The sequence below is a fragment of the Burkholderia anthina genome (genome assembly GCF_902498995.1).
GTDB classification, from domain to species: domain Bacteria; phylum Pseudomonadota; class Gammaproteobacteria; order Burkholderiales; family Burkholderiaceae; genus Burkholderia; species Burkholderia anthina.
Window position 1 is genome coordinate 12,170 of sequence record NZ_CABVLY010000017.1, and the last position, 13,796, is coordinate 25,965.

General features: G+C 68.5%; 9 protein-coding genes and 1 pseudogene. 8 read left to right on the forward strand and 2 right to left on the reverse strand.

The window, feature by feature from the left end:
• Window positions 1-19: 19 nt before the first annotated feature.
• Window positions 20-865: a hypothetical protein gene (locus BME24068_RS21030; RefSeq protein WP_174927238.1), complete on the reverse strand. Its 846-nt coding sequence runs from the start codon at window positions 863-865 to the stop codon at window positions 20-22.
• Window positions 866-1,017: 152 nt separating this feature from the next.
• On the opposite strand from BME24068_RS21030, the gene BME24068_RS21035 reads away from it, so the two are divergent.
• The 5 genes and pseudogenes from BME24068_RS21035 to BME24068_RS21055 all read left to right on the forward strand — a co-directional run.
• Complete coding sequence (locus BME24068_RS21035) at window positions 1,018-2,967, forward strand: arylsulfatase (protein ID WP_174927239.1); 1,950 nt, start codon at window positions 1,018-1,020, stop codon at window positions 2,965-2,967.
• A 10-nt stretch (window positions 2,968-2,977) separates the two neighbouring features.
• Entirely contained in the window at window positions 2,978-4,027 is a 1,050-nt protein-coding gene (locus BME24068_RS21040; RefSeq protein WP_174927240.1) for a formylglycine-generating enzyme family protein, read from the forward strand.
• Window positions 4,028-4,077: 50 nt separating this feature from the next.
• A complete protein-coding gene (locus BME24068_RS21045) occupies window positions 4,078-4,824 on the forward strand; it encodes a MetQ/NlpA family lipoprotein (RefSeq protein ID WP_420887557.1) in 747 nt (248 codons plus the stop codon).
• A complete protein-coding gene (locus BME24068_RS21050; RefSeq protein ID WP_174927242.1) occupies window positions 4,818-5,813 on the forward strand; it encodes a YkgJ family cysteine cluster protein in 996 nt (331 codons plus the stop codon). Before BME24068_RS21045 ends, BME24068_RS21050 begins: the two co-directional genes overlap by 7 nt.
• 65 nt (window positions 5,814-5,878) lie before the next feature.
• Window positions 5,879-6,094, forward strand: a pseudogene (locus BME24068_RS21055) (antibiotic biosynthesis monooxygenase family protein); the annotation flags it as partial.
• On the opposite strand, the gene BME24068_RS21060 reads toward BME24068_RS21055, so the two are convergent.
• Window positions 6,085-7,017: a LysR family transcriptional regulator gene (locus BME24068_RS21060; protein WP_096500320.1), complete on the reverse strand. Its 933-nt coding sequence runs from the start codon at window positions 7,015-7,017 to the stop codon at window positions 6,085-6,087. The pseudogene BME24068_RS21055 and the gene BME24068_RS21060 sit on opposite strands and share 10 nt — an antisense overlap.
• A 204-nt stretch (window positions 7,018-7,221) precedes the next feature.
• On the opposite strand from BME24068_RS21060, the gene BME24068_RS21065 reads away from it, so the two are divergent.
• From BME24068_RS21065 to BME24068_RS21075, 3 genes are all read left to right on the forward strand, one after another.
• Entirely contained in the window at window positions 7,222-7,995 is a 774-nt protein-coding gene (locus BME24068_RS21065) for a putative hydro-lyase (protein WP_174927243.1), read from the forward strand.
• Between the two features lie 200 nt (window positions 7,996-8,195).
• On the forward strand, window positions 8,196-9,494 hold the full coding sequence (locus BME24068_RS21070; protein WP_174927244.1) for an MFS transporter: 1,299 nt from the start codon (window positions 8,196-8,198) through the stop codon (window positions 9,492-9,494).
• Window positions 9,495-9,610: 116 nt separating this feature from the next.
• Complete coding sequence (locus BME24068_RS21075; RefSeq protein ID WP_174927245.1) at window positions 9,611-13,255, forward strand: hydantoinase B/oxoprolinase family protein; 3,645 nt, start codon at window positions 9,611-9,613, stop codon at window positions 13,253-13,255.
• Window positions 13,256-13,796 lie beyond the last annotated feature (541 nt).

Here is a 13,796-nt window from a genome sequence, read left to right on the forward strand (position 1 = left end):
CCGCCGTGCCGACCAGACGTCACGCGCGCTTGGCCGCCTTCGCCATCGTTCGATGCAGCAGCACGAGCTCGATCAGTTCGACCTGATAGACGTAGCGCGACTGGACCACCTTCAACGCCATCGAGCCGACGGATAGCCCGAAGACCAATGCAATGCCCCATACGATGGCGGTATTCAGGAAATTTCCGGAAACGAATCCGCTTGTCAGCGTACTCTGCAACCACGGCAAGCCACCGGCGTCCTTGATGTTCGAGAGCGTCACGGCAAGCAGCGCATAGGCGGCCGTTCCGCCGCCGAAGAACGACACGGCGCGCGCGTCGAGGCGCTTCACCTTGAGTTGCAGGACGTGCCGCGCATACTCGAGCGTGCTGTCGTCGTAGCCGGCCAGCAGCAGCGCATGCTTCTCGTCGGTCTCCACCTCGCGCGTGATGGTGTTCAGCGTTTCCGATTTCCAGCGAAACATCTGGACGATGCCGGCGACGGGTTCGACGATGAGGGAGAGCAGGCTGAACAAGACCGTCAGTACGTAGAACACGATGGCGACGTGCTGCTGCAACGGTGCCGGGGCCGCCTTGTGCCAGAGCGCCAATGCGCCGAGCAGCACGAAGCAGACGCCGCCTCCCGCGAGCAGAAGTCGCGCCGCTTTGCGTGCCCGTTCCATCGACACGCCTTTTGCGGGGCGGTAGGGTTCGCACTTCGACAGCACTTTCAGTACGTCGGTGATCTTTGACATCGGGTCTCCAGGGTGCATTGGGTGATCGGGATGCTTCCGCCCGCCGTGTGTGCGACGTGCGTTTCGAGCGCGATCCGGTTGCTCGTTTTCGTCGCGGCGTGCGACGGGATGATGCGTCGCGGATTCCGTCATTCATCTCGAAATGGGTGCGGCCCGGTGCGGATGGACGCCATCGGACCCGCGTGCATATTCCCGCATCCCGTTAGCATGTGACGAATCCGACTTTGGGCGCCGCGCGGGCGACGCTAAGATCGCCGATCCCGTAGATCGAGCGATCCACAACAATGAAAAAGTCCGCTTCGCCCTTGCTTGCCTTCCGTTTCCGTGTAGTGTGCACCGCGGTCGCCGGTGCGCTGTCGCTGGCATCGTGCGGCGGCGTCGACAGCGATCCGCCGCCGCAGGCCAGTGCGACGCCCGAAGCCAGACGCCCGAACATCCTGTACATCATGGCCGACGATCTGGGCTACTCCGATATCCACGCGTTCGGCGGCGAGATCAACACGCCGAACCTGGACGCGCTCGTCGCATCGGGCCGCATCCTGTCGAACCACCACACCGGCACGGTGTGCGCGATCACCCGCGCGATGCTGATTTCCGGCACCGATCACCACCTGGTCGGCGAAGGCACGATGGGTGTGCCGACCGACGAGCGGCGCGGGCTGCCGGGCTACGAGGGCTACCTGAACGACCGCGCGCTGTCGTTCGCACAACTGCTGAAGGACGCCGGCTATCACACGTATATCGCGGGCAAGTGGCACATCGGCTCGGGGATCGTCGGCAGCACGGCGGGCAGCGGGCAGACGCCGGACCAATGGGGCTTCGAGCACAGCTACGTGCTGCTCGGCGGCGCGGCGACGAACCACTTCGCGCACGAGCCGGCCGGTTCGTCGAACTACACGGAAGACGGTCGCTACGTGCAGCCAGGCCAGCCCGGACAGCCGGGCGGTACGGGCGGCAGCCCGGCCGTGTTCTATTCGACGGATTTCTACACGCAGAAGCTGATCTCGTACATCGATGCGAACAAGCAGGACGGCAAGCCGTTCTTCGCCTACGCGGCCTACACGTCGCCACACTGGCCGCTGCAGGTGCCCGACCCGTGGCTGCACAAATACGCGGGCGTGTACGACGCCGGCTACGACGCGATCCGCAACGCACGGATCGCGCGGCAGAAGGCGCTCGGCCTGATTCCCGCCGACTTCAAGCCGTTCGACGGCCTGCCCGAAACGACGGCGGCGTCGCCGGCGACGGCGAACGACGGCACCGCCGGCGCGAAGTACATCAGCGCCGTGCATTCGGCCGCCGACGGCTACAGCGACTACGGCATCGGCAAGGTCGACAAGCTGTGGTCGAGCCTGAGCCCGGCCGAGCGCAAGGCGCAGGCGCGCTACATGGAGATCTATGCGGGGATGGTCGAGAACCTCGACTACAACATCGGCCTGCTAATCCAGCATCTGAAGGACATCGGCGAATACGACAACACGTTCATCATGTTCCAGTCGGACAACGGCGCGGAAGGCTGGCCGATCGACTCCGGCGCGGACCCGACGGCGACCGACACCGCGAACGCACAGGAGCCGACCTACTCCGCGCTCGGCACCGACAACGGCAAGCAGAACGCGCAGCGGCTGCAATACGGGCTGCGCTGGGCCGAGGTGAGCGCGACGCCGTTCCGCCTCACGAAGGGCTATTCGGCCGAAGGCGGCGTGTCGACGCCGACGATCGTTCACCTGCCGGGCCAGACGCAAGCGTTGCCGACGCTGCGCGCGTTCACGCACGTGACGGACAACACTGCGACGTTCCTCGCGGTCGCGGGCGTCACGCCGCCGTCGCAGCCGGCGCCGCCGCTGGTGAACACGCTGACGGGCGTCGACCGGAACAAGGGCAAGGTGGTCTACAACAACCGCTACGTGTATCCGGTGACGGGCCAGTCGCTGCTGCCGGTGCTTACCGGCTCGGCCAGCGGTGAAGTGCATACGACGCCGTTCGGCGACGAAGCGTATGGCCGCGCGTATCTGCGCAGCGCCGACGGCCGCTGGAAGGCATTGTGGACCGAGCCGCCGCTCGGCCCGCTCGACGGGCACTGGCAGCTTTACGACCTCGCGGCGGATCGTGGCGAGACGACCGACGTGTCGGCGCAAAATCCGTCGGTGGTCAGCACGCTGGTCGACCAGTGGAAGACCTACATGAGCAACGTCGGCGGTGTCGAGCCGCTGCGTCCGCGCGGCTACTACTGAGGACGACGCGATGCGGTTCCGGTTCTGGACGCTCGGCGCGGCGCTCGCGGCCACGCTGTTCGCCGCCGCGTTCGCGGTCGGTTATGCGAATCCGCCGGGCGCGCCGGGCGGTGCGTTCGATGACGCGAATCGCGGCCGCACGCTCGCGCCGCTGGGCTCGGAGCGGCAGTGCGAGCGCTATTCGGGGTTGCCGGCAAAGTGGCGCGACGATCCCGAAGCCGGGATGGTGCACCTGAGTGGCGGCGCGTTCGTGTTCGGCAGCACGCGCGGCTATGCGGACGAGCGTCCGGTCGGCGACGGCAAGACGCGCGTCGGCGGCTTCTGGATCGACCAGACCGACGTGACGATCGCGCAGTTCGCCGCATTCGTGCAGGCGACCGGCTACGTGACCGAAGCCGAGCAGCAGGGCGGCGCGGCGGTGTTCCATGTGCCGACGCGCGACGAGCTGAATGCACGCGACCTCGCATGGTGGACGTGGGTGAAGGGCGCGTCGTGGCGCACGCCGCGCGGCCCCGGCAGCACCGTCGACGGGCTCGGCAACCTGCCCGTCACGCTCGTCACGCAGCGCGATGCGCTCGCGTACGCACACTGGCTCGGCCGCGACCTGCCGACCGAAGCCGAATGGGAATACGCGGGCAAGGCCGGCCGCGACGACGCGTCGCTCGATGCGGCGCCGCGCGACGCGAACGGCACGCCGGCCGCGAACTATTGGCAGGGCGCGTTTCCGGTGCTCGACACGGCCGAGGACGGTCATGCGGGGCTGGCGCCGGTCGGCTGCTACGCGGCGAACGGCTTTCGTCTCTACGACATGATCGGCAACGCATGGGAATGGACGAAGGATGCCTACACGGGGCCGCACCAGTCGCATACGAACGGCGACACGGCAGCCGTCGCCCCGCCGACGCGCCGGCACGATACGCCGATGGTGATCAAGGGCGGCTCGTTCCTGTGCTCGCGCGACTACTGCGTGCGCTATCGCGCATCGTCGCGCGAACAGCAGGAAGCCGATCTCGGCGCATCGCACATCGGGTTCCGCACGATTCTGAGGGATGCGTCATGAAGCGCGGAGGGTGGGCCATTGCCGCAGGGTTGATCATTGCGTGCGGCGTCATGCGTCCGGCGTGGGCAGAATCCGCCGCGCCCGCGGTGCGCGTCGGCGTGACGCGCGGCGTGCATGCGGCAATCCTCGACGAGGTGAAACGCGTCGCCGCGGCGCGCGGGTTGGCCGTCGACGTCGTCGCATTCGACGACGCATCGCGCATCGATACCGCGCTTGCCGGCGGCAGCATCGACGCGGCGAGCTTCGAGGATGCCCAGCGCCTGAGCGCCACGCGCGCGGCGAAAGGCTATGCGCTGACCGCCGTCGCGCCGACCGTCACATTGCCGATGGCGCTTTATTCGCGCAAGCTGAAGAACCTGAACGAACTGCAGCCCGGCGCGACGGTCGCGCTTCCCGCCGATCCGCGCGGGATGGCGCGCGCGCTCGTGCTGCTGCAGAACGACACGCTGGTGACGCTGCGCGAACAGGCCGGCCTGCATGCGACGCTGCGCGACGTGACCGGCAACCGGCTCGCGCTGAAATTCGTCGCGCTGCGCCGCGACCGGCTTCATGCGGCGCTCGATTCGGCCGTGTTCGTCGCGATCGACAGCGACGACGCCACGCGCATGGGCCTTCAACCGGCGCGCGACAGCATCAACCTCGAGGACGCCCGCTCGCCGTATGCGAACGTGTTGACCGTGCGCGATGCCGATCGCGCGAAGCCGTGGGTCGCGCAGCTCGTCGCCGCGTATCACTCGGACGACGTCGCGCATTTCATCCTGACGCGCTACCAGGACTCGGTGCGGCGGCCGTGGTAGCCGACTACCGCCTCGCGTGCAATGCGTGCGGACGCTGTTGCAACAGCGCGCCGACGCTGTCGCTGCGCGAGCTGTTCCGGCATCGTCACCGTTTCGTCGGGGCGCTGACGATCCATCGCGTGCCAAAGCGGCGGGTCGGCGAACGATCGCACACGAGCGGACGCGAGCACGCGTTCGATGCGGATGACGTCGCCGCCTGCGATGCGCTCGCGAACCGGTTGTTCCACCGCACGCACGGCGCGGGCGACGAATGGATCGCATTGACGCTGCAAGGCTACGACTATCCGTCGCTCGGCCGGTGCCCCGCGCTGGCCGACGACGGCCGTTGCAGCGTGCATGCGAGCAAGCCGTCGATCTGCGGTGCGGTGCCGCTCGATCCGATGCTGCCTGACCGGTTGCAATCGCGCGTGCTCGCCGGGCGGCGCGACGAGACGGCCTGGCTCGGCGCGAACTGCATCGTCGGCGCGGACGGCGGCACGGCTTCGGCCGATGCGACGCCGGCGATACCGCTGGTCACGGCGGGGCAGGTCGCGGATCGCGCGGCGCTCGACACGTTTCGCGATGCGCTCGTGTTCGAGCGCGCGGTGTGGCGCGACGCGGTGTTCGCATCGCTGATCGACGGCGGCCCGCAAGTACGCGCGGCATTGTCGCGGCTTGCGCCCGGCGGCTACCTGACGATGTCGATCGTGCCGGTGCTGCTCGCGGCCGCATCGATCTCCGCGCAGTGCCGCATGCTGTGCGTCGATTTCATCGACGCGCAGCGCGCGTTGATCGACGTACGTATCGAAGCGGCACTCGCGCGCCGGCGTCTCGACGACCGGCCGGCGACCCGCGAGTTGCGCGGTTTCGCGGAGGCACTCGAACGCGCGCGACACGCGCTCGCAGCGATGCCCGCAACCACGGAAACCCCGACGCGCACGCACGCCGATGCCCCACGCATCGACGCGTGGCTCGCCGATCGACACGATCCCGTCAAACTCACCGCGTGACCACGGCGGCACGTCACGCGTGTCTTACACTTGGCGCTCTTGCAATCGTCTCCGACGGAGCGCGCATGGATGCATCGACCTTCATTTTCCGCGCCGGGCAATACGACGACGAATTCCATCGCCTCGATCGGCGGATCGCGGACATGGCGCGCGCGACGCCCGGCTATCTCGGCGAGGAGACGTGGGAGAACGCCGAGGCGGGACTGATCCAGAACGTCTACTACTGGGAATCGGAGGCAGCGCTGCGGCAGTTGATGCAGCATCCCGCGCATCAAAGCGCTTCGACCAGCAACCGGTTGCTCTTCCCGCAATACTCGTGACACGCGGCGCGCGCGGCGATCGACGCGCCGTGCACGAACTTCGGCGCGTCGGCGCGGCGCGACATCGACACGACGATCGACGGCGGCGACGGTTGCAGCGGCAGCTCGACGACTTCGCCGCTTTCGATCAGCGCATCGACGAACAGCACCGGAATCGCGGCGACGCCGAAGCCGTCGCGCACCAGCTGCACGATCACCGAGATCGACGGCGAGCCGGTGATGCGCGTCTCCGACAGCGGCACGCCATGCGCGTGCGCGAGCGTGCGCACGATGTCCTCGAGCGCGCGGTGGGGCGCGGTGCCGCGCCCGTAGGTCAGGATCGGCTGGCGCAGCACCTGCCGCGCGAGGCCGGTGCGCGCGTTCGGCAGCAGCCCCGTGCGCGCGATCCAGCGCACCGGATAGTTCGCGAGCGCGTCGCAGACGACCGACGCCTCGTCGCTGCCTTCCACGCGAATGATCAAATCGAGCTCGCCGGCCATCAGCCGGCGCTGCAGCACGACGCTGACGTCGACGGTCAGGTCGATTTCCAGTTGCGGATAGTCGGCCGCGAGGCGGCGCAGATAGTGCGGCAGCCAGCTGTGCACGACCGTCTCGATCACGCCGAGCCGCAGCTTGCCGCGCAGCGCGCTTTCGCCGGCCGCGGCGGCCTGCAGCTCCTGCGTCGCCTCGACGACGGCCTTCGCATAGCCGAGCAGGTATTCGCCGTTCGGCGTGAGCCGGAATTCGCGGCTGTCGCGATCGACGAGCACGGTGTGCAATTCGTCCTCGAGCGCCTTCAGGCGTTGCGAGATCGCGGCCGGCGTCGCGTGCAGCGCGGCGGCCGTCGTGCGGAAGTTGCGCAGCTTCGCGAGCGTGACGAAAGTTTCGAGAAAACGCGTGTTCATGGCGGTGGAACGGATCGGGCACGCGCAGCTTGCCGGTGAAGAAAAGTGAACGGGACCGGGGAAAACCCGGAGATTCGTTAAGAAATTCTATACGCGCGGCGCAAAAAAACTCGTTGGCGACAAATTTTTTTCTTTTCTATTCTTCGCCGTATCCGCTGACGCAACACCGTCAGCCCGACGCCCTCCGATCCGCCGACGAACACCATGACGCCTTCCGAATTCCGCCAGTCCGTGCGCAACGGTACATTCCGCAACCCGACCGCCGGCCAGTGCGGCCCGTTCGCGCAAGCGAATCTCGCGATCCTGCCGAATGCGTACGCGCACGATTTCCTGCGCTTCTGTCAGGCGAATCCGAAAGCGTGCCCGCTGCTGGGCGTCGGCGAACCGGGCGCGTTCCGGCTCGACGTGCTCGGCGAGGATCTCGACATCCGCACCGACGTGCCGAGCTACAACGTGTACCGCGACGGCCGGCTGACCGGGCGCGTCGAATCGCTCGAAGCGCTGTGGCGCGACGATTTCGTCGTGTTCGCGATCGGCTGCTCGTTCTCGTTCGAGGACATGCTGGCGCGTGAAGGCATCGGGCTGCGCCACATCGAGGAGGGCCGCAACGTGCCGATGTACCGTACGACGATCCCGAACCGCCGCGCGGGGATCTTCGGCGGCCAGCTGGTCGTGTCGATGCGGCCGCTGCGCGGCGCCGATGCGATCCGCGCGGTGCAGATCACGAGCCGGTTTCCGGGCGTGCACGGCGCGCCGATCCATATCGGCCATCCTGAAGCACTCGGCATCGCCGATCTCGGCGCGCCCGATTTCGGCGATGCGGTGACGGTGCGCGACGGCGAGCTGCCGGTGTTCTGGGCGTGCGGCGTGACGCCGCAAACCGCGCTGATGGAAGCGAAGCTGCCGCTCGCGATCGCGCATACGCCCGGCTACATGCTGGTGACCGACATCACGAACGCGTCGCTGGCCGTGTTCTGACCCGAGACGCCGGCAGCCTGCGCGCTCGCCGGTCCGGCCCCGTCGCGGCAGCGTGCCGCGACCGCAGACGATCCGCCCGGCCGGAGGGCGGCGCGCATCCGTGGCCCGCGGGCCGCGAGCCCGGCACACGGGCATGCACGAGACGACACGAACCGGTTTTGACCGCGCATATCGACAGGCATATCGACAGGAGCCTCACCATGGAAAGCAAGACCCTCGCGGCGCCCGCCGCCGACCCCGCGGGCCCCGCGCGCAACGGGATGTTCGGCTGGTACGCGGACGCGAAGCCGCGCGAGCGCAGCGCGTTCTGGAGCTGCAAGTTCGGCTACATGCTCGACGGGATGGACACGCAGATGCTGTCGTTCGTGATCCCGACGCTCGTCGCGACCTGGGGCATCTCGCTCGCGGACGCCGGCTTCATCGGCACGATGACGCTGCTCGCATCGGCGCTGGGCGGCTGGATCGCGGGCATCCTGTCCGACCGGATCGGCCGCGTGCGCACGCTGCAACTGACCGTGCTGTGGTTCGCCGTGTTCACCGCGCTGTGCGGGCTCGCGCAGAACTATCACCAGCTGCTCGCGGCGCGCGCGCTGATGGGCTTCGGCTTCGGCGGCGAATGGACGGCCGGCGCGGTGCTGATCGGCGAAGTGATCCGCGCGCGGGATCGCGGCAAGGCGGTCGGGCTCGTGCAGTCGGGCTGGGCGATCGGCTGGGGGCTGTCGGCGGTGCTGTACGCGGTGCTGTTCTCGGTGTTGCCGGCCGAACAGGCGTGGCGGGGGCTGTTCCTCATCGGCCTCGCGCCGGCGCTGCTGGTGGTCGTGATTCGCCGCTACGTGAAGGAGCCCGACGTCTTCGAGAAGGAAAAGGCCGCGCAGGCGAAAGTGGCCGACGCGCCGCGCCTCACCGAAATCTTCGCGCCGAAGCTGATCACGACGACGCTGCGCGCGGCGCTGCTGACGACCGGCGCGCAAGGCGGCTATTACGCGATCACGACGTGGCTGCCGACTTTCCTGAAGACCGAACGGCACCTGACCGTGATGGGCACCGGCGGTTATCTCGCGATGATCATCTTCGGCTCGTGGGTCGGTTACCTGGCGAGCGCGTACCTGACCGACCGCCTCGGCCGCAAGCCGAACTTCATCCTGTTCGCGCTCGGCTCGATGGTGATCGCGTTCGCGTACACGTCGCTGAACCTGACCAACGCGTCGATGCTGTGGCTCGGCTTCCCGCTCGGGTTTTTCGCATCGGGCATCTTCTCCGGGATGGGCGCGTTCCTGACCGAGCTGTTTCCGACCCGCGTACGCGGCTCCGGCCAGGGCTTCTGCTACAACGTGGGCCGCGCGATCGGCGCACTGTTTCCGTTCCTGATCGGCGCGCTGTCGAAGCAGTACGGGCTCGGCATGAGCATCGGGATCTTCGCCGTCGCCGCCTACGGCGTGGTGATCGTCGCCGCGCTGACGCTGCCCGAGACGCGCGGCCGCGAACTCGACGCCGCCTGAGCGGGCGCTCGCCCGCCGCTTTTCACACCCTTTTCATCGAAGCCGTCACGCGGCGCGCGACGCGCGCCGTGCGGCGGCGCTCGCCCTGAATTCAACGACGCATCGACTTCATCGCCATGACTGACCGACACACTTTCCCCGTTTCCTCCGACGCCGCCCGCTGGCAATTCTGGATCGACCGCGGCGGCACGTTTACCGACATCGTCGCGCGCCGGCCCGACGGCGCGCTCGTCACGCACAAGCTGCTGTCGGACAACCCCGAGCAATATCGCGATGCGGCCGTGGCCGGCATCCGCCACCTGCTCGGCCTCGCCGACGGCGAGCCGATCACGCCCGCGCGCGTCGACATGGTGAAGATGGGCACGACGGTCGCGACCAACGCGCTGCTCGAACGCAAGGGCGAACGCACCGCGCTCGCGACGACGCGCGGCTTTCGCGACGTGCTGCGCATCGCATACCAGAACCGGCCGCGCCTGTTCGATCTCGACATCGTGCTGCCCGATGCGCTGTACGAGACGGTCGTCGAGATCGACGAGCGGGTCGGCGCGCAGGGCGACGTCGTCGTGCCGCTCGATGTGCAGGAGGCCGAAGCGGCGCTGCGTCGCGTGTTCGATTCGGGCGTGCAGGCGCTCGCGATCGTGCTGATCCACGGCTATCGCTACACCGCGCACGAACGGATGCTGGCGGCGCTCGCGCGCCGGATCGGCTTCACGCAGGTGTCCGTGTCGCACGAGGTGTCGCCGCTGATGAAGATGGTGCCGCGCGGCGACACGACCGTGGTCGACGCGTACCTGTCGCCGATCCTGCGCCGCTACGTCGAGCAGGTCGCGCACGAGATGCCCGGCGTGAACCTGCAGTTCATGCAGAGCAGCGGCGGCCTCACGCGCGCCGACGCGTTCCAGGGAAAGGACGCGATCCTGTCCGGGCCGGCCGGCGGCATCGTCGGGATGGTGCGCGCCGCGCGCGCGGCCGGCTTCGACCGGGTGATCGGCTTCGACATGGGCGGCACGTCGACCGACGTGTCGCACTACAACGGCGAGTTCGAGCGCGTGTTCGAGACGCAGGTGGCCGGCGTGCGGATGCGCGCGCCGATGATGAGCATCCACACGGTCGCGGCCGGCGGCGGCTCGGTGCTCGGCTTCGACGGCGCGCGGCTGCGCGTCGGGCCCGAATCGGCCGGCGCGAACCCGGGGCCGGCCGCGTACCGGCGCGGCGGCCCGTTGACGGTGACCGACTGCAACGTGATGCTCGGCAAGATCCAGCCCGATCATTTTCCGCGCGTGTTCGGCCCGCACGCGGATCAACCGCTCGATCGCGACGGCGTGGTCGCGAAGTTCGCGGCGCTCGCCGACGAGATCCACGCGGCGACCGGGCGGCGCGACACGCCCGAGGCGCTGGCCGAAGGGTTCCTGGAAATCGCGATCGGCAGCATGGCGAACGCGATCAAGAAGATCTCGGTGCAGCGCGGCCACGACGTGTCGCGCTACGTGCTGACGACGTTCGGCGGCGCGGGCGGCCAGCACGCGTGCGGCGTGGCCGACGCGCTCGGGATGACGCAGGTGTTCGCGCATCCGCTGGCGGGCGTGTTGTCCGCGTACGGGATGGGGTTGGCCGACCAGACGGCGATGCGCGAGCGCGCGGTGGAAGCCGTGCTGTCCGACGCGTCGCTGCCGGCGTTGAACGCGGCGCTCGACCGGCTGGCCGACGAGGCGGTCGGCGCGCTGCTCGAACAGCACGTGCCGCCGGAGCGGATCGTGACCGAGCGGCGCGTGCACCTGCGCTACCAGGGCACCGATTCCGCGCTCGACGTGCCGGCCGGCAGCGTCGCCGCGATGCAGCAGGCGTTCGAAGCCGCGTATCGGCAGCGCTACGCGTTCCTGATGCCCGACACGCCGCTGGTGGTTGAGCTGGCATCGGTCGAGGCGATCGGCCGTTCCGACGCGCCAGTCGAAATCGCACCGCTCGCGCCCCGCGGCGAAGGCGATGCCGCCGCGCCGGCCGCCGAGTCGGCCGTGCGTTTCCATTCCGGCGGCCAGTGGCACGACGCGGCGCTCTACGTGCGCGACACGCTGCTCGCCGGCGACGCGATCGACGGGCCGGCGATCGTCGCCGAGCAGAACGGCACGACCGTCGTCGAACCCGGCTGGCGCGCGCGGATGACCGCACAGGGCAACCTCGTGCTCACGCGCACGACGTCGCTGCCGACACGCCGCTCGCTCGGGACCGACGCCGATCCGGTGCGGCTCGAGATCTTCAACAACCTGTTCATGTCGATCGCCGAGCAGATGGGGCTGCGGCTGCAGAACACCGCGTACTCGGTGAACATCAAGGAACGGCTCGACTTCTCGTGCGCGATCTTCGACGGTGCCGGCAACCTGATCGCGAACGCGCCGCACATGCCGGTGCATCTGGGCTCGATGGGCGAGAGCATCCGCACGGTGATCGAGCGCAATCGCGGCCGCATGCGCGACGGCGACGTGTTCATGCTGAACGATCCGTATCACGGCGGCACGCACCTGCCGGACGTGACCGTCATCACGCCGGTGTTCGCCGACGGCGCCGACACGCCGCTCTTCTACGTCGGCTCGCGCGGCCACCACGCGGACATCGGCGGCACGACGCCGGGCTCGATGCCGCCCGATTCGCGGCACATCGACGAAGAGGGCGTGCTGATCGACAACTGGCAGCTCGTGTCGGCCGGCGCGCTGCGCGACGCCGACACGCGCGCGCTGCTCGCATCGGGCCGCTACCCGGCGCGCAACGTCGAGCAGAACATGGCCGACCTGCGTGCGCAGATCGCCGCGAACCAGAAGGGCGTCGACGAGTTGCGGCGGATGGTCGCGCAGTTCGGCCGCGACGTCGTGCTCGCGTTCATGGGGCACGTGCAGGACAACGCGGAAGAAGCGGTGCGCCGCGTGATCGGCGCGCTGCAGGACGGTGCGTACCGCTATCCGCTCGACAACGGCGCGGAGATTCGCGTCGCGATCCGCGTCGATCGCGCGGCGCGGCGGGCGGAGATCGATTTCACCGGCACGTCCGCGCAGCTCGACAACAACTTCAACGCGCCGAAGGCCGTCTGCATGGCCGCCGTGCTGTACGTGTTCCGCACGCTGGTCGGCGACGACATCCCGCTGAACGCCGGCTGCCTGAAGCCGCTGACGGTGATCGTGCCCGCGCGCTCGATGCTCAATCCCGAGTATCCGGCCGCGGTCGTGTCGGGCAATGTGGAGACGTCGTCGGCGATCACCAATGCGCTGTATGGCGCGCTCGGCTGCGTCGCATCGAGCCAGGGCACGATGAACAACTTCACGTTCGGCAACGATCAATACCAGTACTACGAGACGATCGCCGGCGGCAGCGGCGCGGGCAACGGCTTCGCGGGCGTCGGCGCGGTGCAGACGCACATGACGAACTCGCGGCTGACCGATCCGGAAGTGCTCGAATGGCGTTACCCGGTGCGGCTCGACTCGCACCGGCTGCGCGCGGGGTCGGGCGGCGGCGGGCGCTGGCGCGGCGGCGACGGCGCGGTGCGGCGGATCCGCTTCCTCGAACCGATGACCGCGTCGATCCTGTCGAACAACCGGATCCATGCGCCGTTCGGCGCGGCGGGCGGCGATGCGGGCGCGCTCGGCCGCAACACGATCGAGCGGGCGGACGGCACGGTCGAGACGCTCGACCACATCGGCCGCGCGCAGATGGCGGCGGGCGACGTGTTCGTGGTCGAAACGCCGGGGGGTGGCGGCTACGGCGCGGCCAGCTGAGCCGGGCGACACGCGCGGACGATATATTCGTGTGAAAAGACCGGTGCGGTATTGCAACGGGTATGGGAATAAAGACGTGGATTCCCGCGCAAACGGAAAGGAAAATGCCATTTCCGCGATTGCTGCAATGCGATTCGACCCCGCTGGCGTGCAATTGCCGCGTATCGGTTTCGATCGTCGTTGATTCGTCGCAAATCCTTTTCCAGCCTGGCTTCCGGCCGGTTCAGCGGGCCCCGCCCGGGCCCGCTGAACCGGCCTGCGCGGTATTGCCGAGCACGAAAAATCCGCGTTGCCAACCGAGTCCCGATTCCTTGACACCCTGTTCCAAATGTGAGTGCCAATCTTCACTGTCATTTGATAAGATGGGTCTCATCATTCGTTTGGAAAACCTGCGCGCGTCGAGCGCGAACGCCGGGTCGCATTAGTTGGAAACAAACACGGAACGAGGACCGCTGTCGCGGCCATCACGGCTGCCTTGCCGGGCACGCGCGTTGCGCGGCCAGGGATCCGGGGCGGCCGTCTCGCCTCCGTCTACACTGTG

Bases quoted from the DNA above. Each gene is read 5' to 3' on its own strand.
- BME24068_RS21030 (WP_174927238.1), bottom strand. From the start codon at position 865: ATGACGGAATCCGCGACGCATCATCCCGTCGCACGCCGCGACGAAAAC.
- BME24068_RS21040 (WP_174927240.1), top strand. From the start codon at position 2,978: ATGCGGTTCCGGTTCTGGACGCTCGGCGCGGCGCTCGCGGCCACGCTG.
- BME24068_RS21070 (WP_174927244.1), top strand. From the start codon at position 8,196: ATGGAAAGCAAGACCCTCGCGGCGCCCGCCGCCGACCCCGCGGGCCCC.
- BME24068_RS21060 (WP_096500320.1), bottom strand. From the start codon at position 7,017: ATGAACACGCGTTTTCTCGAAACTTTCGTCACGCTCGCGAAGCTGCGC.
- BME24068_RS21065 (WP_174927243.1), top strand. From the start codon at position 7,222: ATGACGCCTTCCGAATTCCGCCAGTCCGTGCGCAACGGTACATTCCGC.
- BME24068_RS21045 (WP_420887557.1), top strand. From the start codon at position 4,078: ATGCGTCCGGCGTGGGCAGAATCCGCCGCGCCCGCGGTGCGCGTCGGC.
- BME24068_RS21035 (WP_174927239.1), top strand. From the start codon at position 1,018: ATGAAAAAGTCCGCTTCGCCCTTGCTTGCCTTCCGTTTCCGTGTAGTG.
- BME24068_RS21075 (WP_174927245.1), top strand. From the start codon at position 9,611: ATGACTGACCGACACACTTTCCCCGTTTCCTCCGACGCCGCCCGCTGG.